General features: G+C 48.0%; 18 protein-coding genes. 7 read left to right on the forward strand and 11 right to left on the reverse strand.

Features of this window, described 5'->3' with window-relative positions; all coding sequences use genetic code 11:
- Positions 1–54 precede the first annotated feature (54 nt).
- Entirely contained in the window at positions 55–639 is a 585-nt protein-coding gene (locus tag F0P94_RS00250; protein ID WP_150901699.1) for a nitroreductase family protein, read from the reverse strand.
- Between the two features lie 408 nt (positions 640–1,047).
- Between F0P94_RS00250 and F0P94_RS00255 the strand changes: the two genes are divergently transcribed.
- Positions 1,048–2,118, forward strand: coding sequence for a fatty acid desaturase family protein (locus tag F0P94_RS00255; protein ID WP_150901700.1), 1,071 nt, complete (start codon positions 1,048–1,050; stop codon positions 2,116–2,118).
- Between the two features lie 161 nt (positions 2,119–2,279).
- Here F0P94_RS00255 and F0P94_RS00260 read toward each other — a convergent pair whose 3' ends face one another.
- The 4 genes from F0P94_RS00260 to F0P94_RS00275 all read right to left on the reverse strand — a co-directional run bounded on the left by F0P94_RS00260 (position 2,280) and on the right by F0P94_RS00275 (position 7,062).
- Positions 2,280–3,041: a DUF72 domain-containing protein gene (locus F0P94_RS00260; RefSeq protein ID WP_225307063.1), complete on the reverse strand. Its 762-nt coding sequence runs from the start codon at positions 3,039–3,041 to the stop codon at positions 2,280–2,282.
- Between the two features lie 510 nt (positions 3,042–3,551).
- A complete protein-coding gene (locus tag F0P94_RS00265) occupies positions 3,552–4,325 on the reverse strand; it encodes an energy transducer TonB (RefSeq protein ID WP_150901701.1) in 774 nt (257 codons plus the stop codon).
- A 50-nt stretch (positions 4,326–4,375) separates the two neighbouring features.
- Positions 4,376–5,413: a hypothetical protein gene (locus F0P94_RS00270; RefSeq protein ID WP_150901702.1), complete on the reverse strand. Its 1,038-nt coding sequence runs from the start codon at positions 5,411–5,413 to the stop codon at positions 4,376–4,378.
- Positions 5,414–5,436: 23 nt separating this feature from the next.
- On the reverse strand, positions 5,437–7,062 hold the full coding sequence (locus tag F0P94_RS00275; protein ID WP_150901703.1) for a WG repeat-containing protein: 1,626 nt from the start codon (positions 7,060–7,062) through the stop codon (positions 5,437–5,439).
- A gap of 249 nt (positions 7,063–7,311) precedes the next feature.
- Here F0P94_RS00275 and F0P94_RS00280 point away from each other — a divergent pair, with 249 nt between their 5' ends.
- A complete protein-coding gene (locus tag F0P94_RS00280; protein WP_150901704.1) occupies positions 7,312–7,506 on the forward strand; it encodes a hypothetical protein in 195 nt (64 codons plus the stop codon).
- Positions 7,507–7,513: 7 nt separating this feature from the next.
- On the opposite strand, the gene F0P94_RS00285 is transcribed toward F0P94_RS00280, so the two are convergent.
- Positions 7,514–8,872, reverse strand: coding sequence for a sensor histidine kinase (locus tag F0P94_RS00285; protein ID WP_150901705.1), 1,359 nt, complete (start codon positions 8,870–8,872; stop codon positions 7,514–7,516).
- A gap of 2 nt (positions 8,873–8,874) precedes the next feature.
- A complete protein-coding gene (locus F0P94_RS00290) occupies positions 8,875–10,257 on the reverse strand; it encodes a sigma-54-dependent transcriptional regulator (protein WP_150901706.1) in 1,383 nt (460 codons plus the stop codon).
- A 268-nt stretch (positions 10,258–10,525) separates the two neighbouring features.
- Between F0P94_RS00290 and F0P94_RS00295 the strand changes: the two genes are divergently transcribed.
- Together F0P94_RS00295 and F0P94_RS00300 are read left to right on the forward strand one after the other, a co-directional pair.
- On the forward strand, positions 10,526–12,889 hold the full coding sequence (locus F0P94_RS00295; RefSeq protein ID WP_150901707.1) for an ABC transporter permease: 2,364 nt from the start codon (positions 10,526–10,528) through the stop codon (positions 12,887–12,889).
- A gap of 325 nt (positions 12,890–13,214) precedes the next feature.
- Positions 13,215–14,318, forward strand: coding sequence for a transglutaminase-like domain-containing protein (locus tag F0P94_RS00300; protein WP_150901708.1), 1,104 nt, complete (start codon positions 13,215–13,217; stop codon positions 14,316–14,318).
- Positions 14,319–14,534: 216 nt separating this feature from the next.
- On the opposite strand, the gene F0P94_RS00305 is transcribed toward F0P94_RS00300, so the two are convergent.
- Together F0P94_RS00305 and F0P94_RS00310 are read right to left on the reverse strand one after the other, a co-directional pair.
- Positions 14,535–15,596 (reverse strand): flavin reductase family protein, encoded by a 1,062-nt coding sequence (locus F0P94_RS00305; protein ID WP_150901709.1) that lies wholly within the window; start codon positions 15,594–15,596, stop codon positions 14,535–14,537.
- Between the two features lie 222 nt (positions 15,597–15,818).
- Positions 15,819–16,673, reverse strand: a complete 855-nt coding sequence (locus F0P94_RS00310; RefSeq protein ID WP_150901710.1) for an alpha/beta fold hydrolase — start codon at positions 16,671–16,673, stop codon at positions 15,819–15,821.
- 217 nt (positions 16,674–16,890) lie between these two features.
- Here F0P94_RS00310 and F0P94_RS00315 point away from each other — a divergent pair, with 217 nt between their 5' ends.
- The 3 genes from F0P94_RS00315 (at position 16,891) to F0P94_RS00320 (ending at position 21,610) form a co-directional block, all read left to right on the forward strand.
- Positions 16,891–19,383, forward strand: coding sequence for a PIG-L family deacetylase (locus tag F0P94_RS00315; protein ID WP_150901711.1), 2,493 nt, complete (start codon positions 16,891–16,893; stop codon positions 19,381–19,383).
- 368 nt (positions 19,384–19,751) lie between these two features.
- Entirely contained in the window at positions 19,752–19,880 is a 129-nt protein-coding gene (locus tag F0P94_RS19945; protein WP_262714319.1) for a hypothetical protein, read from the forward strand.
- The gene (locus F0P94_RS00320; RefSeq protein WP_150901712.1) at positions 19,877–21,610 is read left to right on the forward strand and encodes a sodium:solute symporter; all 1,734 of its coding nucleotides are present in this window, start codon (positions 19,877–19,879) and stop codon (positions 21,608–21,610) included. Before F0P94_RS19945 ends, F0P94_RS00320 begins: the two co-directional genes overlap by 4 nt.
- A gap of 261 nt (positions 21,611–21,871) precedes the next feature.
- On the opposite strand, the gene F0P94_RS00325 is transcribed toward F0P94_RS00320, so the two are convergent.
- Positions 21,872–22,738, reverse strand: a complete 867-nt coding sequence (locus F0P94_RS00325) for a DUF2911 domain-containing protein (RefSeq protein ID WP_150901713.1) — start codon at positions 22,736–22,738, stop codon at positions 21,872–21,874.
- Between the two features lie 428 nt (positions 22,739–23,166).
- On the reverse strand, positions 23,167–23,985 hold the full coding sequence (locus F0P94_RS00330; RefSeq protein WP_150901714.1) for a TIGR04290 family methyltransferase: 819 nt from the start codon (positions 23,983–23,985) through the stop codon (positions 23,167–23,169).
- Between the last annotated feature and the right edge of the window lie 196 nt (positions 23,986–24,181).

Raw genomic sequence — 24,181 nt, forward strand, 5'->3', positions numbered from 1 at the left:
CCGGCCAAATCCTGAACCGGGACTTTTTTCAATGAATTCTATACGGTTTTATACCTACATCCACTCCACTTTTTCTTCCAGCGGGGTTTTGCGTTTGCCTTCCGGGCTTGGTTTGTCGGTGTAGCCAAGGTAAAGTATTCCCAGCACCAGGTCTTCTTCTCGGAGGTGGAGGTAGGTTTTCATGGGTGGGTGGTAGGCCATGCCGCCGGAGCCCCAGTAGCTGGCAATGCCCAGGGTGGTAGCGCCAAGCAGCAGGTTTTGGATTGCGCAACTGGTGGCGGCCACTTCTTCGAGCACCGGAATTTTAGGGTTATCGCCGCGGCGCATATAGGCAATGAGGATGTGGGAAGTGTGGTCGCCCATGTGCAGGAGTTTGTCGTAGGTGGCCTGCAGGAATTTTTCGGGGGCTACGTGCTGGCGGTAAAGTTCGGCGTGGTCGTGGCAGAATTGGGGCACTTTGGGGCCACCATAAACCCTGAACCGCCAGGGCTCGGTGTGCGCGTGCGTAGGCGCCCAGTCGGCTAAGCGGAGCAGTTGCTTTATTTGTTCGTCCGGAATCTGGCGGCCGTTGTACTGGTTGGGTTTTATGGTGCGGCGCGATTCTATAATCTGGCTGATGGCGTTGAATTCGGTGGTCATGGTTATAGCGGTTTGTATAACTTTATAAAGATTGAAGACCCGTATTTTGTTTGGTTTCCGGAGGTGAAGTTAAGGTTTATCAGATGATTTTTTGCCGTTTTTCAATACCATCCGGTCTTTCCTTTTTTTATTCGAAATCCTCCGCAAACGTCCGGCAGAGGGGGGGGTATCCGGAAAGGCGGCGTTTGCAGGCGTTGCTGTGAACAGAAACTTAATACTGGTAGAAGGAACGATATCCGGAGTAAAGTGCTTTTACAGAAAGGGATCGGTTTTCAATAACAGGGAGATTTTCTGAAATCAGCGAAGCTTTTGTAACTGTTTTTAAAGTTGAAAGTATTACCTTTACCAAATCTGTAGCTTCGGAAGCTAGTTCCGGCTAACAGGTATTACAAAATTTAACTTTATTGCATGGCAGCACCAAGATTTACTGCACCAACCAACGACTTCTTTTCTGAATTAAAGGCCCGGATCAACGATCATTTCGAGCAGAAGGGTACTTCGCCAACCGGCAATTCTAAACTTTTCACCAAAGCCATTATTCTGGTTCTAGGCTTTGTAGGGCTTTACGTACACCTGGTTTTTTTTACACCACCGGCCTGGCTGGCTGTACTGGAATGCATCCTGTTGGGGAGTGCGGGGGCTTCTATCGGGTTCAATATTATGCACGATGGCGCGCATGGTAGTTTCAGCGAAAGCAAATGGCTTAACAACATCGCTGGTCTGTCGCTGAACGTGCTGGGTGGTAACGTGTTTATGTGGAATACGAAGCACAACGTTATCCACCATACTTATACCAATATCGACGATGTGGATGATGACCTGGATGCGCGGCCTTTTTTACGGCTTTGCCAATCTCAGAAAAAGTATAAACTGCACAAATACCAGCATTACTACTTCTGGGCGATCTATGCCTTCCTTTATATTTACTGGATCGGGTACAGCGATTTTCATAAATATTTTACCGGAAAAGTAGGTGATTTTAAAATTGCCAAGATGAAACGCTCGGAGCATATTTCTTTCTGGGCTTTTAAAGTATTGTTTGCCGCATTCTTTATTGCCCTGCCAATTTTTATGGTTGGTTTCCTGCCCTGGCTGATTGGTTTCCTGGTATTTACCATGTCTACTGGTTTGGTAATGAGCATTGTTTTCCAGTTGGCGCATACGGTTAGCGAAACGCATTTCCCGTTGCCGGAAGCTAAAACGAATAAAATGGAGGAAGCCTGGGCAATTCATCAGCTAAAAACTACGGCTAATTTTGCAACTAATAATAAAATGGTTTCCTGGTTTTCCGGCGGCTTGAATTTCCAGATCGAGCACCACTTATTCCCGAAAATCTCGCACGTACATTACCCGGAAATCAGCAAAATCATTAAAAAAGCCTGCCAGGATTATGGCGTAGAGTACATCGAATTCCCAAGACTGCGCACGGCCATTTACTCGCACATCATGCACCTGCGGCAGCTGGCCCTTGCCAATTAATCTAAACACTTTCGTATAAAATGAAAAGTCCGGTTCTTAAATTGAGCCGGACTTTTTTTGCTTTAAAGATTATCGTTTTCATTTGCCGGATTCTACGTGGCGTGATGAAGTAATGCTTTTGAACCTGGTCGGTTCTATGGATTTTCGATTGAGGTTTGAGATTACAATGATCCATGCAAAACCGCCGGATTTCTTTCCCTTATTAACTCCTGTAATCTTCGGGCGTTAAAACCGGCATAACCCAATTGGTCGTTGTCGAAATAAATGTACACGTCTTTGTTTTGACCTTGCCATTCGAGGCACTTTCCGGCCCAATACGATAGCGTTTCGTCGGAGTAGCTTCCCTGGTATTTGAAGAGGGTAGGGCCATGCAAACGGATGTAGACAAAATCGGCAGTTACTTCAAGCGGGGATATGTGGCCGGCCAGTTCGTAAATGCAGAAGGCCGCGTTGTGCTCCCGGAGCAAATCGTAAATTTTAGGATCGTACCAGGTCTGGTCCCGGAACTCGAAAGTATAGCGGTAGTGGTTTGGAATTACGCGGAGCAGGTTGGCTAATCTTTCTTCATTTATTTTCCAGGCGGGCGGCAGTTGGAAGAGAATAGGTCCGTTTTTTTCGCCCAAAGCGCTAACGTTTTCGAAGAAGCGGATGGTGCTTTCGTGCGGGTCTTTCAGCTTTTTCATGTGGGTAATGAAGCGGCTGGCCTTTACGGCAAAAATAAAATCCTCGGGAACGGAGGCGCGCCAGTTGGCAAAGGTCTCGGGGGAAGGCAGCTTGTAAAAGGAATTGTTGATCTCTACGGTACGAAAATACTGCAGGTAAAAATTTGTGAAATCTTTGGACTGCATGCCGGCCGGATAGAAGTTGCCTACCCAGTATTTGTAATGCCAGCCTGAGGTACCTACGTAAATTTTCCGCTCCACTTTGTTCCGGTTTTTGTTTCGGGGTTATACTTGTGGTGGAGGGGGAAGGTTAAAGGGGAATCTTTGGTAATTCTTGTTTGGTTTTTTTGCTTCAAAACTTACCTCAACTCTAAACTCATAACTTTCAACTCTTAACTAGCCTTCCCCCTCAAGCCGGGTGGCTTCGTTTCTGCGTTCGCGGCTGCAACCTTACCTGCCCTACCGGGCTGCCTCGTTCCTCGGCACCGGTAAGCTTGGAGGCCGCTCTCACAGAAACTGGTGTCAGTTTGCCTCCGTGGCTGGCTTTCTTGTATTTAGTTTTTATCCGTTAACGTGGTTTTCGGGGGCGCTGCGCTGGCGATATGCGTGGGTTGTTTTGTGGGAGAAAGCTTTAGGTAACCGTATACTAAGTAGCAAGACTAAAATAACCTTATAATTTGCAAGGGACTTTAATCAGGCAATATTCTGAATATAAACTCTTTGCTTATTTTTTGTCCAGATACTAAAATCCAGATACTAATGTCATTTTACTTATTTCTTTTCTGCCGGTTGATTCTTTTCTGCGGGTTCGGCTAATTTGAAATTAATCGGGATAACCATACGGACATTTACTTCCCGGCCATTTTGTTTTCCGGGCTTCCATTTGGGCATGGCCTTGATCACGCGGAGGGCTTCGGCATCAATTTCGGGTGATAAACCTCTTAAGATTTTTGGTTCTTTGATCAGGCCATCTTTCCAAACCACGAACTGTGCCATTACCCGGCCTTCGATCTTATTCTTTTGGGCGGCAGGTGGATAGATTATGCTTTTGCCAAAGTACTCATACATGACGTTAAAACCGCCCGGAAATTCAGGGCTTTGTTCCACGGAAACAAAAATAAGATTCTTTTCTTCTTCGGTTTCCACCCGCTCCGGCATGGGTACGGTTACCGGCAGGTTTAACCGGACGTTTACGGGCTGCCCTTTCTGTCTGCCCGGTTGCCACTTCGGCATTTTCTTAGCGGTTTCCAGTACAAAAGCATTGGCCTCGGTAGAAATGCCGGTGCCAACTTCAATATCTTTGGGCTGGCCGGTTTTATCGATTACCAGGCTTAAAGTTACCGTTCCGCTGGTTGTAAATTTCCGGGTTGCCAGGGCGTTATCAAAGTATTGCTTTATGGCCGCCTCGCCTCCCGGAAATACCGGCATTTGTTCGGCCACTACGTACACTTTGTCCAGGTTTTGAGGTTTGGTTTGCCGTGCTTGCGTGTTGCTGCTTAAACCGGAGGCAAGAAGTATAAAGAGGGCAAGTAAGTTCTTTTTCATATTTGAATTTTAAGGCTTTTCGCTGATTTTTTTCGCTGCAACGGTAGCGTTTAGAAATGTTCGTAATAGAAGATCTCGGTGCCTAAAAGCCGGTCGTTCTGAAAGACTTGCCGGCGAAGGGGAAGGCCGCTTTTGCTCTTTTCTATTTTGTAATTCACTTTACTGCTTAAGGCCGGTTCCAGGGCATTGGTTGTCTGGTATTGCAGGAGGTTGCCGTTTTCGTCGTAGGTTGCATTGGAGGTAGAATAAAGCTCCACTTTGCCGTTGCGCGGTTTGTGGTGTTCCGTTTTTATTACATGGTCCTGAGCGTCGGTTACCTGCACGATCTTTTCCCGGAGCTGGTTGTTTTTATAACTCAGACTGGTCCTTGTCCGGCCGTTTTCGGAATATTGGGTTTCGTCGTAGTAATCGGGGTGCTGCTGCCGGCGGAGGAGCCGGCCTTGTTTATCGAACTGGAACTGGCCAGAGATGTTGGTAACTTTGGGTTTGGTTTTGGGCTTCTTTGGTTCTTTTTCCTCGTCTTCATCGCGGGGCTGATATTCCGTTTCGAGCACATTCCAGGATGTAACTTCGCCTTTGTTGTTGCGGATCAGGCTTACGTCTATACCGCCGTTGGCGTAGCCCAGGTAATTTCCTTTGTCGTCGTATTTATAGGAAATTTCCATTTCCGAATCGGAGCTGGTGGGGTAATTCAGGTCTATCTCCTTGTGCTCGATCATTTTGTTCTGCTTGTTGTAAGCGTAGGTGGTATAGCTTTTCTGACCCATGCTGGCCACGGCTACAATATTCCCTTCGGTATCGAATTCGGTAAAGGAACCCAGGGAAGTAAAGAACAATAGTTTGCGGAGGTTGCTGTCTTTGTGCCGCCGGTACGTTTCATAACTTTCGCGGCGTGGTAAATAATCGTCTTCCGTTTCGGCCAGGTTCATCTGCATCATGGCCATTACCGATTTTATGCGGTTACTCTGAACCACGTCGCGGGTAAGCTGTAGGGGGCGATACTCCCGGGAGGAAAACTGGGCCGCCGCCGGAGCTACCAGGCTGAGTGCTAAAAGGAAGAAAAATGCTGAAACTAAATTTTTATGCATAGTTGGTTGGAATCTGGAGTTTTTTAGTCGGTGAAATACCGTTTGCCGTACCGGTCGATGTAGCCGTCTTTTTCGCGGTTGCCGGAGCAAAGCTTGATCAGGCCATTTTCCCAGTTGCCGCAAAACTGGTAGTTGGGTAACGTTTGAAGTGGCGGAATAACTTCTTTGCCTTTCAGGTCAATAATGCCTATCGCATGGTTTTGCTGGGCAAGGGCCAGGCCGTTTTGGAAGGGATCGATGCGAGTGTATTTTAGGGGGGCAATTTCTTCCCCCTGGCTATTGACCAGCCCGTAAAGGGTGGCGCCATTCCAGCCGGAGCGCGTTCCTACTTTAAAAAGATCGGCATCCAGTACTTCGAGCTCCGTGAAAACGAAAGGCAGCACCATTTTACCGGTTTTATCGATTACGCCCCAGAAACCTTTCTTTCGGACGGCGGCGCGGCCTTTGTAAAACATGCGCGCGGCTTCGTATTCTTCCGGAATTACAACCGTTCCGGCCTCATTTATATAGCCAACCTTATTTAATTCTTTCGAAATTACGGCCAATCCGTCGGAGTAGCCGTCGGTTTGGTAAGAAGAAGCGGGAATGGTAAGCTTACCGGTTTTTGCGTTGTAAAACCCTTTTAAATTGCGGTCTTTGGTTTGCAGGTTATAGTAATTGCTGCCTTCGCTGTAGTAGATTCTGGTGTAAATGAAGTCGGTTAATTCTTTGCCTTTTTTATCGATCAGTCCATAGGCCTGGCCTTTTGCCACGATTGCGAGCCCGTTCTGAAAGTGAGTCGCCAGGTCGTAGGTTGGCGCGATTACCATTTTGCCTTCTTTGTTTATAAAGCCCCATTTGCCGTCTTTTACGGCGGCAGCCAGGCCTTCGGAAAAATCGCGGGCGCCATTGAATTTCGGGGGAATTACTTCCTTGCCGGTTTTATTGATAAAGCCGCATTTCCGTTCACTGCAAACCACAAGCAAGTCTTCTTTCAGGAAACCGGGCCGGTGCACTTTTAAAGGAAGAATGGTTTCGCCGGCCATATTTACCACCGTGCATTTTTCTTCGATGCAGGCCCTGAACAGGCCACCGCCCAGGTAAATAATTTCAGAGTATTCTACTGGCAGCAACCGCTTCCCTTCCCCACTAAACAGCCCATAAGCCAACTTCATTTTAGGTCGACGGTTTATTTGTTCAGCGGCCGAAGGCATTTTTTCAATACTTACCATGATAGCGGTGCTACCCAGATCCGCAAGGTTTTCCAAGGAAACGTATTTATAAACGGCTGGTATAATTTCTTCGCCCTGCCGGTTTACCACGCCTTGCTGCCTATCCTGGTTTGTCACCAGGGCCAATCCGTTCGCAAAAGGGTGAATTTCCTGGTATTGTGGTTTTATGATCAGGTTGCCCTTTTCGTCGATAAGGCCCCAGACATAATTATCGGTTACCTGCGCCAGACCATCCTGAAAGGGTTCGGCCCGGCGGAATTGCGGTTTAATTTTCAGCGTGCCGGTGCTGTCGGCATAGCCCCACAGATTTCCGGCACGGTAGGGGATAAGGGCTGGTAATTTTATGGATATGGCCTTTTGCTGCGCCTGAGCTTCAGGCAGAGGTAAAAGTAAAAGAAAAAGGAAGGAAAGACAGGAGGAAACTGTACGGCTAACCACAAGTACTTGCTTTATTTTAAGTTAAGCAATTTACCTAATAGTAACACCTCATACAAATTTATTCTAATAACCAGCCTCCCGGCCTGTAATATTATGGAACAGAACCTGTGCTAAATCCGGACAGTTTCATTGGGTGGAATTTGCAGGAATTGTTGTAATTGACTGAAAGTTAGTTGGTTTTGATTTGTGGCACAGGCGTTGCAAAAGTGGTGTCAGGAAATCTGAAAATTCACTTTAATGCTTACGACTATGAAAATCTTAACTTTACTTTCCGCCATGTTGATCTGTTTTGGCATTGCCTTAAATGATGCCGTTACTTACGTTCCTGATTCCACTTCAATTAACCAGGCTGAAAGGTATGCGAAGTTCGGAATCGAAACGAAGGATGGGTATTTGCTGGAGGAAGTAACTTTTATTGGCAAAGCAACCGGATCGGTGAAATAGCTTACAACTAGAACTGCAGACTGAACACCGTTCCTTCGCCTACCACCGAGTTTACCCGGATGCTGCCTTTGTGTAAGGTCATAATCTGTTTAGCCAGGCTGAGACCGATGCCGGAACCGTCTTTGTGGCTGGTGAAAAAGGGTATGAAAATGCTGTCTAAAAGTTCTTCGGGAATGCCGGTGCCGTTGTCGGCTACTTCCATTACAATGCTGCCATTTTCCGTTTGCCGGCACGATAATTTTATGATCGGCTCCGGTTTTTCGCGTACGGCGCGTTCGGCGTTTACCATTAAATTGATGAGCACCTGTTCCAGTAAATAAGGGTCGGCCTGAAGGGTAAGGTTCTGGTTCGATAGTTCTACTAACAGCTTTATGTTTTTTTGTTCGAGACGTGGTTTTAGCAGGCTGGTGATGGCGCGGAATAATTCCTGGACGTACACGGTAGTTAAATGCAGGTCGGTTACTTTACTCAGGTTGCGGTAGATCTGGGCAAATTTCAGCAGGCCTTCGCTTCGGTTTTGAATCACTTCCAGGCCTTCCTCCACGTCCTGAAATAATTCCGGATCGGCTTGTGGTTCGGGTATGCCGGCCAGGGCTTCGCGGTTCAGTTTCAGGTGCTTCAGCATGGTTTCGGCCAGGGAAGAAATGGGAGCAACCGAATTCATGATTTCGTGCGTCATTACGCGGAGCAGTTTCTGCCAGGCTTCGGTTTCGGCTTTATCGATGGTGGTGCCTACGTTTTTCAGGGCTGCCAGCGTCAGGTTTTTGTGCTGCATTTTAAAGCTCCGGGCCGAAACCAGCAACTGCAACGGGTTCTGATCTACTTTCAGTTTTATGAGCTGATTTTCGTTGGGCTGCAGTTTTTTCAGGGTCTGGTATAGCGTTTCCTGCCTTACTTCCAGGGCCTGAATGTTGCGCAAATGCGGCAGGTGGATGGTTTGTTTAAAAGCTTCGTTTACCCAATGTACTTCTCCGGTTTCGTCGTACGCAATGATGCCGGTATCGATTATCTGCAGGATGCTTTGCAGAAGCTGGAACTGGGCTTCTTTTTCGATGTGCAGCTGCGTGAAGGTCTGGTTTAACTGGTTGAAAGCCTGGTGCAGTTGGGGCAGATCGGAACGGGTATTCTTTTCGGTGAATTGCAGTGAAAAGTCGCGGTTCTTAATGGATTGCAGAAAGCGGGCAAGTTCTTCGTTGCTGCGCGTAAGGTAACGTACCAGTTCCCAGAGCTGCCCCAATACAATGGCCGAAGCCGTGAGGACCTGTGGCAGAAATAAATGATGCAGGGCGTACACCACCGCGTTCAGCATACCGAATAGCAGCGATACGCGCACAAGCAAACCAACCCCGATATGTTTAATTATCATGTTTAAATATCATGCTTGGAAAGTCGGCGGTAAAGGGCGGCGCGGGTAATGCCTAATTCTTTGGCGGCTTTGGAAATATTGCCTTTGTTTTTGTCGATCACCCGGATGATGGTGTTGCGTTCGATCTCGCTTAAGGCCAGTGAGCCTTCCGGCATTTCAATTACGGGTTGCGGCTCCTGGTAAAGGTTCTCTTCGAAGCCGGCAAAAGTAAAGTCCTGCGGACGGAGCACATTGCCTTCCGATAAAATAATGGCCCGTTCCACGGCGTGTTGCAGTTCGCGGATGTTGCCCGGCCATTTGTGCTGTTTCAGTTTTTTCAGGGTTGCTTCCTCGAATTCCGGAGCAGGTTTGCGGTTCTTTTCGGCGTAATGGTTGGCAAAATGGCGGGCCAGCAACAGCACATCGTCGCCGCGTTCGCGCAAAGATGGCAGCTTTATTTCTACGGTGTTGATGCGGTAAATTAAATCTTTGCGGAACTGGTTTTTAGCGGCCATTTCGTAAAGCGGGGCGTTTGTGGCCGAAACCAAACGGATATCCACCGGAACCGGCGTGTTGCTGCCCAGCGGAATTACCTGGCGGTTCTGCAACACGGTTAAAAGTTTGGCCTGCATCGCCAGGGAAATATTACCGATCTCATCCAAGAAAAGCGTGCCGCCGTTGGCTGCCACGAAGCGGCCGGTGCGGTCTTCTTTGGCATCGGTAAAAGCGCCTCTCTTCGACCCGAACATTTCGCTTTCGAACAGATTCTCACTCAACGCGGCCACATCCACCGAAATAAAAGGCTTTGTTGCCCGGTACGACCGGTTGTGCAAGGCCCTAGCCACCAGTTCTTTTCCGGTGCCGTTTTCGCCCAGAATCAACACATTTGCTTCGGTAGGAGCAATCTTTTCGATCTTATAAAACACCTCCTGCATCACGTCCGACTGTCCGAGCATATCCAGGCTGTTCAGCGTTTGCGAAGTAGATTGTTTAGCAGTGCTTGCTTTTCCTTTCTGGCTTTTTTTCTCACAGGCATTTGCTAAAGCCTCAATGAGTTTTTCGTTCCGCCAGGGCTTCAGGATAAAATCGGTAGCGCCGTCTTTTAAGGCCCGAACCGCCAGTTCTACGTCGCCGTAAGCCGTGATCATGATTACGGCAACTTCCTGGTCTTTCTCGCGGATCTTCTGCAGCCAGTAAAAGCCTTCGTTGCCGGTGTTCAGCGCACTCTTGAAATTCATATCCAGAAAGATCACGTCGAAGGAATGCCGGCTTAAAAGCGACAACAAGTTTTCCGGATTCTTCTCGGTAACCACCTCTTTTACTTCGGTTTTCAATAGCATTTTTACGGCAAAAAGCAGATCGCTTTCGTCGTCTATTACCAGTACCCGGGCGTTTTTCAGGTTCATAAAGAAAGGCTTAATGGCGAAAAAAAGTAACGAATGTAAGCAGATTTTACAAAAGCAAAAAGCATGTTTTTCAGCCCGAAAAAACGTGTTGCGGAAGCGGACACTTTGCTCAAAAAAAGTTGTACCGTAAGCGAACACTTTTTTAGGCTATTTTCATATCGTTTTGAGAAAAGCGTTGATATTCAATAAAATAAAATTCTGGTATTATTGTTTCTGTAAACCTGGCACTGCTGTAAAAAATTTTTTGAGGCAAATCTGCAACCACGCTATGCTCTACAATTATCTGAAAATCGGACTCCGGAATTTAATGCGCCACAAGGTGTTTTCGCTCATCAATATTTTCGGCCTGGCCCTGGGCATGACCTGCTGCATTTTTATTTTGTTGTGGGTGAAAGATGAACTGAGCTTCGACCGCTTTCATAAGCATACCGATAACCTGGTACGCATCATCAGCGTGCAGCATTACCCGGGTTCCGACGACCTGATCACCCAGTCCGGGAACGGGATGATCGCTCCAAGTATGGCCAGGGAACTGCCAGAAGTGGAGCGTGCCATCCGGCTGAGCTGGAACCAAGAAGAGCTGTTCAGTTTAGGTGAAAAAGCGTTTAAAGTGGATGGTCTTTATGCCGACACTACCTTCTTCGAAGCGTTTACCTTTCCGCTTTTATACGGCGATTCGAAACTGGTCCTAAACGAGCCGAATTCGGTGGTGATAAGCGACAGCGTGGCCCTGAAGTTCTTCGGATCTACCAACGTAGTAGGGAAGGTCTTCAAGACGAATAATTCCAAGAGTTATAAAGTGACCGGCGTGGTGCAGAAACCACCGAAAAATTCTACCATTCAGTTCGACTTCGTAAAGCCCTATAAAGATTATTTAAAAGAAAACCAGTGGCTCAACGATTGGGACAACTACGGGATGCGCAATTTCCTGCAACTGAAACCCGGAACCGATCTGGCCGCTTTTAACAGGAAAGTAGCGCATTACCCAACGCAACCTGGCCGGGGCAAACGCGACATCGATGTTTTTGTGCAGCCCCTGAAAGATGCGCACCTTTATTCTGATTTCCGGCCGGGCAAAACGAACAGTGGCGGCATTTTGTACGTGCGCTTATTTTCGGCGGTAGCCGGGTTTATTTTGCTCATTGCCTGCATCAACTTTATGAACCTGGCTACGGCACGTTCATCCAAACGAGCCAAAGAGGTAGGGGTTCGCAAAGCCATTGGCGCGGCTAAATCCCAGATCATCACGCAATTCATGCTGGAATCGATTCTGATCGCCTTTCTGGCCCTGATCGTGGCGGTTAACCTGATCGGTTTGCTGCTGCCGGCCTTCAATGAACTTACCCAGAAAGCCGTAGCGCTGGATTTGAGCAATCCGAACCTGATCTTATTACTGGTAGCAGTGGCCTTGTTTACCGGCATTGTTTCCGGAAGTTATCCGGCATTTTTTCTGTCGGCGTTTAACCCGGTGGCCGTACTAAAGGGTACAGCCAAATCAGGTAAAGGCGCGGCATTCTTCCGGAAAGGTCTGGTGGTTTTCCAGTTCGTATTGTCGGGCATTTTAATTGTGAGTACGCTGGTGGTGTATCTGCAAATGGAATTCATCCGCTCGAAAGATATTGGTCTGAACCGGGAGAATGTGCTGTATGTGCCCATGGAAGGAGATCTGGCCAAGAACTACGACGTCATAAAACAGGAATTGCTGCAGCAACCGGCCATCGTTTCGGTAGCCGGAACCAGCCAGAACCCGATTGAAATGGGCAATAATACCCCAGACGTGGAGTGGGAAGGCAAAGACCCCAAAGCTGACCTGCTGATCGATATCATGAACGTGGATTATGATGTGCTGCAAACCTTCGACATAAAACTAAAAGACGGCCGGACGTTTTCGAAAGCGTTCGGCGCGGATACAGCCAATTACCTGGTGAACGAAGAAGCCATCCGGCTGATGCAGTTGAAGAATCCGGTGGGAAACTGGCTGAAGGTTTGGGATGTGCGGGGCAGCATTATCGGGGTGGTGAAAGATTTTCAGAACCGGAAAATGCAGCAAGGCCTCAAACCACTCGTGATCCGGCTCACGAAAAACAAAGCTTATTACAGCTACCTCTTTGTGCGCACTTCCGAAGGAAAAACGTCCGAGGCCTTGAAAGGCCTGGAACAAACTTTAGCGAAACACAACCCGGCATTTCCGTTTGAATACAAGTTCCTGGACGACGAGTTTGAAAAGATGTACACCAGCGAAGCCATTATTGTAAAGCTCAGCAATTACTTTGCAACCATTGCCATTTTCATTTCCTGTCTGGGCTTGTTCGGCCTGGCGCTTTTCACCGCGGAGCAGCGCACCAAAGAGATCGGTATCCGGAAAGTACTCGGCGCCTCCGTTTCGCGGATCGTGTTCATGCTCAGCAAAGATTTCCTGAAACTGGTGCTCCTGGCTAACATAATTGCCTGGCCGCTTAGTTGGTATTTAATGCACAAATGGCTCGAAGATTATGCCTACCGCACGGAACTGAGCTGGTGGATCTTTGCCCTGGCCGCTATAGCTACCATGCTCATCGCTTTATTTACGGTAAGTTTCCAGGCTATAAAAACGGCCATTGCCAACCCGGTGACTTCGTTGCGTAGCGAGTAGTTTTTTTGAGCAAAATAGTACTGTTTTAAGCATTAAATATCTTGCTTTTATGAGGGTGTTTGGTGGCAGGTCTGTTCCTTGCTCAAGTCGCTGGTTCAAGTTTGAGCGAAGCGGAAACTTGGACCTATCAATAATCTGAAGTTTTCAACTTCAGTGAGGCGACAGCCTCAATAGGAGCTGTTTCTGCAAGGATCAACCGGCAGCTGACACCCCTCCGACTCCCCTCAAGGGGAGAGTTCCCATAACGGAACGGCCTTGCCTTCAAAGGGAGCTCTGATTTTACATTTGAAAAATCAACCCAAAAATAAACCATCAAAATAAACGAATGAAAAACCCTTTTCTTCTTACCATTCTCCTTACGCCAGCTTTAGCCCTCGCCCAGAATACGTACAAAACTCTGCCGGTAATAAAAGCAACTAACGTGAAAGCATTTTACCGCATCGGCGATGAAAAAGCAAATTCGAACTGGAACATCAGCCCGGAGTTAAGCCCTGATGTCCTTAAGGTTTCCTGTTTCGCCGGCAAAGAAAAAGTGTTCTTCAATACCGATAAAGATTCAGTAAGCTACACCCTGAAACCCGGCGAAAGCAAACAGTTTTATGTGCTGCTGAACGACAAAGATTACGCGCTCACCGAGCTGAAAGGCGTAACCTATCCGGCGGTTAAATTCGAAGAAAAAAGCAAAAAGGCGGCCTATACTTTCCGGTATGAAATCAAGCCGGAAGACAATGTTTTCCTGAAGCAACTGCGTGATGATTACAACTTAAACGAAGTAGTGAAAGGCGCAAAAAACGATACCGAAAAAGCGTTGAAAGTCATGAACTGGGTGCATAACCAGTGGAAGCATAATGGTAGTAACCAGCCCTCAAAAAGTGACGCTTTAACCATATTGCAGGAAGCAAAGGAAGGCAAACAATTCCGCTGTGTGGAGTACGGCATTGTAACGGCTTCGGCCTTGAACGCGGTTGGATTAAAATCGCGGGTGCTGGCTTTGAAAACCAAAGACGTTGAAACAACCGAATCCGGCGCGGGGCACGTAGTGCTGGAAACTTACCTGAACGATCTGGGAAAATGGGTGATGCTCGATAGCCAGTGGGATGCCATGCCGGCGCTGAAAGGAAAACCGCTGAACGCCGTAGAATTTCAGAACGCCATTGTAAACAACTACGAACCACTGGAAATTAAAAGCCTGAGCGGTTTGGGCAAACGTACCTACGCCAACTGGATCGCGCCTTACCTGTACTACTTCGATGTGAAATTCGATAACCGGGAAGGAGAGTTGAAAGACCAATTGATGGTTTCCGGCAAGAAAAGTCTGATGCTCGTACCTTCCCGCGCGAAGAACCCTACGGTTTTCCAAAAGCAGTGGCCGATCAATAATTGCGTTTACACCAATTCGTTGGTGGATTTTTATGCCAAGCCGCAATAAACATAGAAGACATTTTATAGCGGTTATCTGTTAAATGTCAGTAGCAGTTTATGAAGTTGTTCCTGGCAAAAAAAACACTCCGTAGCGTAGGGTTTAAACCCTACGCTACGGAGAAATTTCGATTTATGAGAAAGCCCGATACCCGTCAGCTAAAGCAGACGGCAATGAATTTTGTAGGTATTGGTTTTTGGTAATTAAACCGCTTACAAAGAGCTTCTAAATTTCCAGAACTACGTCCCCACCAATCGGATAGCCAACGCAAGTCAGCACCAGACCTTTGCTGATCTCTTTTTCGGTCAGCACTTCGTTGTAGCTCATCCAGACGCGGCCTTTTTTGCAGCGGGCCACACAGTTGCCGCATTTTCCGGCTTCGCAACTGTAAGGCAGATTGATGCCGGCTTTTTTGGCTGCCTGTAAAATGGTTGCCGGGTATTGTGCCGGAATAATATGCTGCTGACCGTTAAAAAAAATGGAAACGGTATGTTCTTCGGTATCCGGCGGCTGTACTTTCGCTAGAACTTTATCGGTACTGAAGGTTTCCTTCCGGATATTTTCCAGCGGAATACCGGCCAGGTTCAGGCCGTAGGTGCACATGCGCATGTAATTTTGCGGACCGCAAACGTAGCACAGCATTTTATCCGGCGTGGTGAGGGCATGGTACTTCACAAAAAGCTGCAGCAAGTCTTTGTAAAGACGGGCACGGCTCAGGTCGGCGGCATCGCTGTAGAGGAATTCCGTTTTAAAGCGGGAAGGATACCGGTCTTCCAGTTCCATAAATTCCTGCCGGTACGCGGCTCTGTCATGGGAACTGTTGCTGTAAATTAGCACGACCGGTATGTCCGGGAAGGCAAAAAGTGCGGTTTTAATTAACGATAAAACTGGGGTAATGCCGCTGCCAGCTGCCAGGAAAAACAATTGCCCGTAATCAGCCAGGTTTTCCGGCAAGGTAAAGAAGCCGCCGGCGCCGGTAGTCCATAAGGTGTCGCCAACTTGGGCATCGTCTGTCAGCTTGCGGGAAAATAACCCGTTCGGAATGCGTTTTACACCAATGCCTAGCGGTTCATTTAAAACCGGACTCGAAATAAGCGAATAAGACCGGCGGAATTCAGTATTGTGTTCCTGGGTTACCAGGGTTAAATACTGGCCGGCCTGGTATTTAATTTTTTCGCCGTTGGCTTCCTCCAGAAACAAGGTTTTAAAACCCGGAATTTCCTCCCGGATGCGGGTTATAGTCAAGGGATGGTAAAGCGAATAAAAATCCGGGTCGGGCTGAAGCATCGGTAGTTGGTGTGTTTTGAAATAATAAATACTTTCTCATAAATAAACCTGTCATCCTGAACGAAAGTGAAGGACCTTGTCGGCCCTCAGCAGGAAAGCCAAATGCAACGGTATTGCTGGGAGCCGACAAGGTGTTTCGCTGGCGCTCAACATGACAAACTTATTTATGAGATAGCTTCTAAACTAAACGGCAGTAAAAAGTTTCTGGTTGAGTTAACCGTTTTAGCTCGCCTTCACAAAGTTAAACATAAACCGGTTTACCAGTTCGGGGTTTTCGTGGTGCAACCAGTGCGAGGCATCTTTCAGGAAAATCAGTTGCCCGTTCGTGCATTTTTCGATGCTGGGCAAAGCCATTTCTTCGCTCAGGAAGGTGTCTTTTTTACCCCACAGCAATAGCGTGGGTACTTCAATGGATTCGGAAATCTCCAGTCTGGCAACGGGGTTAGCACGATACCAGTGCAGCATCGCTTTTAGGGCGCCGGGATGTTTCCAGGCGGTTTTATAGTATTTCAGGTCTTCGGAAGAAAAAGCATTTTTGGCTGCCGAAGTAGTCATACTCAGTTCCAGGATCTTGTAATTGAAGGCTTTGCAAACTGCTTCCGGCAGCCAGGGCAGTTGAAAGAAACCGGCGTACCAGCTCTTTAGCATTTGCTTCGGATGGCTTTTCAGAAAACTTTTCATTACTTCCGGGTGCGGCATATTCAGGACGATCAGTTTTTCGAGCAGTTCCGGGTAGCGGTCGGCCACCGTCCAGGCTACCGCCCCGCCCCAATCATGGCCTGTCAAAATTACTTTTTGGTTCGTTACCTGCTTAATTAGTTCCGCAATATCCGTTGAAAGAATATTGAGGTGGTACGCTGCTTCGCCCTGGGGTTTGCTGCTCAGGTTATAGCCGCGCTGGTCCGGTGCAATCACCCGGAAACCGTTGGCAGCAAAATAGGCCAGTTGGTGTTTCCAGCCGTACCAGAACTCCGGAAACCCGTGCAGGAAAAGCATTAGGGTGCCATCCGCCGGACCGGCTTCCCTGGTGTGGAGCGTTACTTTGTTTACCTGGTAAGTTTTTTCCTCAAATTCCATATCGTTTCTTACTCCAAAACAAAAAGAAGAGTGCAGGGCCGTGCCCTTGCCGCCTAATTTTCTTTAGAAGGCTTTCCGCCAGGCGGTTTCGGGTAGAATTACTGAGATTTATTGCCTAATTTAGCCAGCCTTAAGATCAAACTTTCGCCCGGGATCAGCTTTACAAATGCAATGCTGATTTTCCGAAAAAGGCGAACCCGAATACCCGAACCGATAAATGCTACGCCTGAAACCAAACTTAAACCGCCTTTTTTTACTTTTTTGCTTATCGTTTTTCATTTCCGACCTGCAAGCCCAGGCGCCCCGCAAACCCGATGCTGCTGAAATCCTGCAGGGCCTTAAAAAGCTGAATGTGGTGGGTTCCGCCCTGTACGTGGCCGCCCACCCCGACGATGAAAACACGGCCCTGATTGCTTGGCTGGCAAACGAAAAACTGGTAAATACCGGCTACTTATCCTTAACCCGCGGAGACGGCGGCCAGAACCTGATCGGCCCCGAGATCCGTGACCAGCTCGGCCTGATCCGCACCCAGGAATTGCTGCAGGCCCGGCGCATAGACGGCGGGCAGCAGTTTTTCACCCGCGCCAACGATTTTGGTTTTTCGAAAGATTACCAAGAAACCCTCACGCTCTGGGACAAGGAACAGGTGCTCGCCGATATGGTCTGGACGATCCGCAAGTTTAAGCCGGACGTAATGGTTACCCGTTTTTCCACGCAACCCGGCGGCACGCACGGCCACCATACCACTTCCGCCATTCTGGCTTCCGAAGCTTTCGATGCCGCCGCCGATCCAAAACGCTTTCCGGAGCAACTGAAATATGTTTCCGTCTGGCAACCCAAGAGAGTGCTCTGGAATACGTCCTCGTTCTTCTATACCGATAAAAAGTTCGACCCGACCGGGAAACTTACCATCCAGACGAGCACTTTCAATCCGGTTCTGGGAAAAGCGTACACCGAAATTTCCGCCGCCAGCCGGAGCATGCACAAAAGCCAGGGTTTCGGCAGCGCGCCTAATTACGGCGTGGTTACCGATTATCTGGAGCACACCAAAGGCAGCAAAGCTGAAAAAGACCTGTTCGAAGGCATAGACCTGACCTGGAACCGCGTTGCCGGCGGCAAAACCGTAGGAAAACTGGCGCAAAAAGTGCTGAACCAGTTCGATCCGCAAAATCCGGCGGCCAGTATTCCGGGCTTGCTGCAGTTGAAAGCTGCCATCGAAAAAATGCCGGAAAACGTTTACAAGGAAACCAAACTGGCAGAAATTCAGGACCTGATAAAAAATTGCGCCGGCATGTTCTTAGAAGTAACCGCCACGCAAAGCACCGCCACGCCCGGCGAAACGGTAACGCTGAATGCCGTAGCCGTAAACCGTACCAATATCAACGTGCAGCTGCAGCAGGTTTCCATTCCGAATCTGAACAAAACTTCCGAAGTAAATCAGAAGCTTACCAAAGAACTGAACCCGCTGAAAATAGAAGCAAAATTGCAGGCCGATATGCCGTATTCCCAACCGTACTGGCTGCGCGAAAAAGGCACCGAAGGCATGTTTGCCGTGGCCGATCAGCAGCTTATCGGGCTGCCGGAAAATCCGCCGGCTTTATCGGCTACTTTTTCGGTTTTAATTAATAACGTTCCGTTTACCTATACCGTGCCGGTGGTTTTCAAACGTACCGATCCGGTAGAAGGCGAAGTGTACAAACCTTTCGTAATTACCCCGCCGGTTTACGTGAACATTCAGGAGAAAGTGTACATGTTTCCGGATGAACAGCCGCGCACGGTTCAGGTAAAAGTAAAGGCCGGAAAAGAAAATGCGGAGGGTTCGGTGGCTTTACAGGTACCCGCCGGCTGGCGCGTAGAACCCGCTTCCATTCCCTTCAGCCTGAAATTGAAAGATGAAGACCAGTTGGTTTCATTTCAGGTTTTCCCGGCTAAGAATCAAAGCGAAGGAAGTTTAAAAGCTGTAGCTACGCTCGATGGAAAAACCTACGGCAACAGCCTGGTAACCATTCAATACAGCCACATCCCGACGCAATTATTATTTTCGGAAGCCACTGCTAAAGCCGTGCGCCTGAACCTGCAGAAAAAAGGAAACACGATCGCCTACATCATGGGTGCCGGCGACGAAGTTCCGGCCAGTTTAAAGCAGATTGGCTACAAAGTAGTGCCCCTCCAAGCCGATGAACTTTCGCTTGCTACCCTCAAGCAATTCGATGCGGTAGTAATTGGCGTGCGCGCTTACAATACAGTAAACCAGCTGAAATTTGCCCAGCCCGCTTTAATGGAATATGTGAAAGACGGCGGTACAATGGTGGTACAATACAATGTAAATAATGGTTTGGTTACTTCCGAGCTGGGGCCATACCCGTTCAAAATTTCCCGCGACCGCATAACGGTAGAAAATTCCGAGGTCCGCATATTAGAACCGAACCATCCGGTGCTGAATTTCCCGAACAAAATTACCGCCGCCGATTTTGAAGGCTGGGTGCAGGAGCGGGGCCTGTATTTTCCGAACGAATGGGATAAAAAATACGACGTGGTAATTTCCGGCAACGATCCCGGCGAACCGGCTAAAAATGGCGGCCTCCTGGTAGCAAAATACGGCAAAGGCTATTACGTGTATACCGGTTATTCCTTCTTCCGCCAGTTGCCGGCCGGCGTACCCGGCGCTTACCGCCTGTTCACTAATTTAATTTCTGTAGGGAAGAAGTAATTATACGATAAAATGCTGGTTCAAGTTTGAGCGAAGCGGTAACTTGGACCTACCAATGATCTGAAGTTTGTAACTTCAGTGAGGCGAAGCCTCAGAGAGCGCATTGCTGCTAAATTGAAAGTAGCAAGTGCTGCTCAGGCTTGTGGATCCCATGCAAAGAAATATTATTTCGACTTTTTTTAAGAAAGCCAAGCGGGAATCAGCGAGAAGAAGTAGCTTTTAGATGTGAAAACCTCCCCCTTGCCCCCTCCAAAGGGGGACTTTTCGCAGATGTAATTTCTGGAATTACATTATCTGATAAAGTACCCCTTTGGAGGGGGCAGGGGGAGGTAAAAAACGCTACCAAATTCCTCAAAAAACAAAACACGATGCAGCAAAACGAAGAAAACGATAACCCCCCGCTTTTTAAGAGCTGGAAGGGCATGTACTGGCTCGTGCTGGGCGCCCTGATCTTTCAGATAATTTTGTATTACGCCATAACCCGGTATTTCGAATGAGTTATATAGATTGGTTTGTATTGCTGGGAACCGTGGTGTTTATTACGGTTTACGGCATCTGGAAAACGCGCGGCACCCAGAACATTGAAGGCTACCTGAAAGGCAACAACTCCGAGAAATGGTGGACCATCTGCCTTTCCATTATGGCTACTCAGGCCAGCGCCATTACGTTTCTTTCCACCCCCGGACAAGCCTACGAAGACGGCATGCGGTTCCTGCAGTTCTACTTTGGCCTGCCCATTGCCATGGTTATTATTTGCGTTACCTTCATCCCGATCTATTACAAACTGAAGGTCTATACCGCGTATGAATTCCTCGAAAGTCGCTTCGATCTGAAAACCCGGTCGCTGGCAGCTTTCCTGTTTCTGGTGCAGCGCGGACTGGCGGCCGGTATTACCATATATGCGCCGGCCATTATCCTTTCCACTATTCTGGGTTGGAACATTAACCTGACTAACATTTGCGTGGGCGCACTGGTGATTGCCTACACGGTTTCCGGCGGCACCAAGGCGGTAAGCGCTACGCAAAAGCAACAAATGGCCGTGATGATGGGGGGAATGATCATTGCCGGTATTGTGGTGGTGCACATGCTGCCTGCCCAGGTTTCGTTTGGCGATGCCGTGCAGGTAGCCGGCGAAATGGGCAAGCTGAACCTGGTAAATTTTGACTTCAGCTGGACCGACCGCTACAATGTCTGGTCCGGGGTTACGGCCGGCTTGTTCCTGTTCATGTCGTATTTCGGCACCGACCAGAGCCAGGTGGCGCGTTACCTTTCCGGCAAATCCATTTCCGAGATCCGGACCGGTTTGCTCTTCAATGGTTTGCTGAAGATCCCAATGCAATTCATTATTCTTTTTATCGGGGTGATGGTGTTCGTGTTTTACCAATTTGTGCAGCCGCCACTGTATTTCAATAAAGTAGAAACCGATAAGCTTGCTAATACCGAGCAAGCGGCCCAGTTCCGTGAATTAGAAGTAAAGCACCAGCAGAACTTTCAGGCAAAATCGGAGCAGGTGCAGGTAATGGTAAATGCGCTGCAGGCCGGAAACGATACCAACGTGGAAACTGCCCGCCAAAGCCTGAACAGTATCCAGGAAGAAGGAAAAAGTATCCGCAAAGAAGTGAAGGATCTGCTGAAAAAAGCCAACCCGAATACCGAAGCCCGCGACACCGATTATGTGTTCATTTCCTTCGTGATGCAGTACATGCCGGTTGGCCTGATCGGGTTGCTGATGGCCGTAATTATTTGCGCCGCCATGTCTTCCACTTCTTCCGAACTGAACGCCTTGGCTTCTACCAGCCTGATCGATATTTACCGCCGCTCGGTTAAAAAAGAAGCCTCCGAAAAGCACTACCTGAACATGTCGCGGTTGCTGACTTTTGCCTGGGGCGTACTCGCGATTTTCTTCGCCACCCTGGCTTCCCGCATGGAGAATTTAATTCAGGCCGTAAACATTCTGGGTTCTATTTTCTACGGTACTATCTTGGGCATTTTCGTAGTAGCCTTTTACTTTAAATACGTTAAATCGAACGCCGTTTTCTGGGCCGCCGTTTTAGCAGAACTAATCGTTATTGCCACCTACGTACAAACCGACATCGGCTTTTTATGGCTGAACCCGATCGGTTGTTTACTCGTGATCTTCTTCGGTTTTATGTTCCAGGTTTTATTCGGCAGGAAGCTGGAACCGGTTGAAATTGGTATAGAAAAGCCTCTGAAAAGTGGAAAGTGAAAACAGGAGGAATGCTTCCGGTTTATGATCTGATCCTGGCATTTTCATTGCCGTCTGCTTTAGCTGAAGGATTGCAGGCTGTTTGTAGAAAGCATTTCATCCTAATTATTGCTGCTGTACTTTTGAAATTCGACTACAGCCTCTAGGAATAAGCCTTGCTGTTCCGTCAGCTAAAGCAGACGGCAATGAAACCACTTTTTAATACAAAAAAGCCCTTCCTGCATTAACAGGAAGGGCTTCATTTTTAGATAATGAGGAAGATTATTTCATTTTCTTCCACTCGGCAATCGCCTTCTCATTCATCTTTACATAATCGTCGTTCTTGGCTTCTTTCGCCAAGGCAATAGATCTTTCGGCAGATTTTATAGCCGCTTTATAGTCTTTATTCTTGGCTTCAATTTTTGCCTGGGTGTGCAGGTTCCAGAATTTCGGGTCTTTTTCGTTCGCCTTTTTGATCCAGTCTAAAGCCAGTTTCGGATCTTTGTTGTTTTCCAGATAGTAAACCGCCGCGGAAGCATAAGTAGCTGGCGTGGCATCTTTGCCGTTAATTACTTTCTCCTGAATCTGGGCCATCACTTTGCTTTCCACTTCGGTAGCAAGTTTAAACTTAACCGAAGTCTTATCCCAAAGCAGCTCCATGTTGGCTGTTGCCGGGGTAAGGTCGGCAAAATTAATGGTGAAGGTTTCGGTTTTATCTTCGGTTTTTGTTGGTTTTACTTTAAAGCGGGCTACATCTTCGGCTTCTTTGTAGTCGCCGGTGCTGCCACCCAGTTTGGTGTTTTTATTAAGCACTACGGTCCACTCATTTTCGGTCGGAATGGTATAAAGCGCGTACTCGCCGGCCGGAACTTTAATGCCTTCAATCGTTACTTCATCCGGGAAATTAATGAGGGTAGCATTGTTGGCGCCGGTTCTCCAGGCTTTGCCGTAAGTTACAACTTCGCCATAAGCCTTGCGGCCTTTCATGCTCGGGCGCGAATATTTTACCGTAATGTCGGTCAGGCCCACACGCTGGGTAACGGTGCTGATCGGGCTCGGAGCCGGCATGTTGATCTGGGCCTGTACGTTGGCAGCGCCTAAAACACAGGCAGCAAATGCCAGCACAATGCCTTTTTTAATGTTTTTCATAAGTTTTCTTGCAATGGGTTAATAGAACATTGCTGTAATATTACTAAAAAGCGGAGAAAACTTATAGGGAATGATCTGAAATATTGCTTCCGGCTAATAAAGTAACTGCCTGAAAAGGACGCTGGTAAAAGCTTCCAGAATGCAAACTTTCTCAAAAATGCTATGAATTTCAAGCAAAAAAATCAGGGATAAGCTGCTTGCTTTAGGAGTTGCCAAGCCTTATTCCTGACCTTACGCAGTTATGTAAAAAGTCCCCCTTTGGAGGGGGTAGGGGGAGGTTTTTACTTGGTTTGATCTTATTAAAAAAAATCAGATAAATCTCCTGTCCTCCCCAACCCCGTCCAAAGGGGGACAAAAAATATCTTGCGCAAAGTCAGTTATATAATAAAGGTCCAGCTACCAATTTCCAACTACCATCATCCAAATACCTATTTCTTCGGCACCATGTACTCGTTCTTCCTGGCCACCTTTTCGGCTACGGCTTCGAGCCAGGGTTTACCGGTGGCCGCTAAAAGCTCCGATTCATTCCAGGCTTGTTCGGCTTTTAGGGCATCGTCGGGTTCACAGAAATAAAGTTCATGCGCCGGTTTTTTCGTTACTTTCAGGCCACAGGAACGGAGCATGGCTTCGATGCAGGCATGGTTGGGCGCCCACCAGTTGGTAATATCGCCGGCTAGTTTCTTCTCGATAAAGGCCATTACAGGCCAGCCGGCTTGCTGCATCTGTTCCCGTTCATCGATCCCGAAATCGTCCGGCACTTCCGCTACTTTATTACCCGGCATGGTAAGCGTCTGAAATACCATCAGTTTGCGAAGTTTTTGCGAAAGGATATCGAGGGAAAGCAGGGGGTAACGCAAATGGTACATTACACCCATGTACCAGATCAGGTCAAATTTTCGATCCAAACGAGCTACGTCATAAACCTGCATTTGCTGAAGCTCAATTTTATCTTCCAGTCCGAATTGCTTTGCCACCCAGGACGCTTGCTTCAGGTAATGCGGATCGATGTCGATGGCCAGTACATTGGCGCCGCGTTTGGCTAATTCAATGGAATAAAAACCCGCGTTGCAGCCAATATCCAGCACCTGCCAACCCGAAAGGTCTTCCGGCAAGTGCGGCGCAATATCCACCCATTTAAAGCGGGGAAAATCGCCGAGTAAATGGTTCGGAGCGGTTTGGGTGCCGTCGGGCAGATGAATATTGTGAAACCAGGGGCTTAGATTTTCAATGTCCTGTTGCAGGTTCATCGGCAGGGTTGGTTAGAAATAAAAGAAGCGTAAATTCATTTACGCCTCCGGCCGGAATAAGATATACCGGGTAAGTATCAGAATCAGGATTTACTGGATTTAAGGATTATCAGGACTTTAGTTTTTTCCTGATTTTCTTGCTGTTTATAGTCTTCCGGAGGGGACTGCAAACTTTAGATGAAACAGGAAGTCTCTG

This window comes from Adhaeribacter soli, from assembly GCF_008727925.1.
GTDB classification, from domain to species: domain Bacteria; phylum Bacteroidota; class Bacteroidia; order Cytophagales; family Hymenobacteraceae; genus Adhaeribacter_A; species Adhaeribacter_A soli.

Excerpts from the sequence above, each read along its gene's own strand:
- F0P94_RS00305 (WP_150901709.1), bottom strand. The coding sequence starts at position 15,596 with ATGCTTCAGCCCGACCCGGATTTTTATTCGCTTTACCATCCCTTGACT.
- F0P94_RS00295 (WP_150901707.1), top strand. The coding sequence starts at position 10,526 with ATGCTCTACAATTATCTGAAAATCGGACTCCGGAATTTAATGCGCCAC.
- F0P94_RS00290 (WP_150901706.1), bottom strand. The coding sequence starts at position 10,257 with ATGAACCTGAAAAACGCCCGGGTACTGGTAATAGACGACGAAAGCGAT.
- F0P94_RS00255 (WP_150901700.1), top strand. The coding sequence starts at position 1,048 with ATGGCAGCACCAAGATTTACTGCACCAACCAACGACTTCTTTTCTGAA.
- F0P94_RS00250 (WP_150901699.1), bottom strand. The coding sequence starts at position 639 with ATGACCACCGAATTCAACGCCATCAGCCAGATTATAGAATCGCGCCGC.
- F0P94_RS00265 (WP_150901701.1), bottom strand. The coding sequence starts at position 4,325 with ATGAAAAAGAACTTACTTGCCCTCTTTATACTTCTTGCCTCCGGTTTA.
- F0P94_RS19945 (WP_262714319.1), top strand. The coding sequence starts at position 19,752 with ATGCAGCAAAACGAAGAAAACGATAACCCCCCGCTTTTTAAGAGCTGG.
- F0P94_RS00270 (WP_150901702.1), bottom strand. The coding sequence starts at position 5,413 with ATGCATAAAAATTTAGTTTCAGCATTTTTCTTCCTTTTAGCACTCAGC.
- F0P94_RS00325 (WP_150901713.1), bottom strand. The coding sequence starts at position 22,738 with ATGAAAAACATTAAAAAAGGCATTGTGCTGGCATTTGCTGCCTGTGTT.
- F0P94_RS00300 (WP_150901708.1), top strand. The coding sequence starts at position 13,215 with ATGAAAAACCCTTTTCTTCTTACCATTCTCCTTACGCCAGCTTTAGCC.
- F0P94_RS00285 (WP_150901705.1), bottom strand. The coding sequence starts at position 8,872 with ATGATAATTAAACATATCGGGGTTGGTTTGCTTGTGCGCGTATCGCTG.
- F0P94_RS00330 (WP_150901714.1), bottom strand. The coding sequence starts at position 23,985 with ATGAACCTGCAACAGGACATTGAAAATCTAAGCCCCTGGTTTCACAAT.
- F0P94_RS00320 (WP_150901712.1), top strand. The coding sequence starts at position 19,877 with ATGAGTTATATAGATTGGTTTGTATTGCTGGGAACCGTGGTGTTTATT.
- F0P94_RS00280 (WP_150901704.1), top strand. The coding sequence starts at position 7,312 with ATGAAAATCTTAACTTTACTTTCCGCCATGTTGATCTGTTTTGGCATT.
- F0P94_RS00310 (WP_150901710.1), bottom strand. The coding sequence starts at position 16,673 with ATGGAATTTGAGGAAAAAACTTACCAGGTAAACAAAGTAACGCTCCAC.
- F0P94_RS00315 (WP_150901711.1), top strand. The coding sequence starts at position 16,891 with ATGCTACGCCTGAAACCAAACTTAAACCGCCTTTTTTTACTTTTTTGC.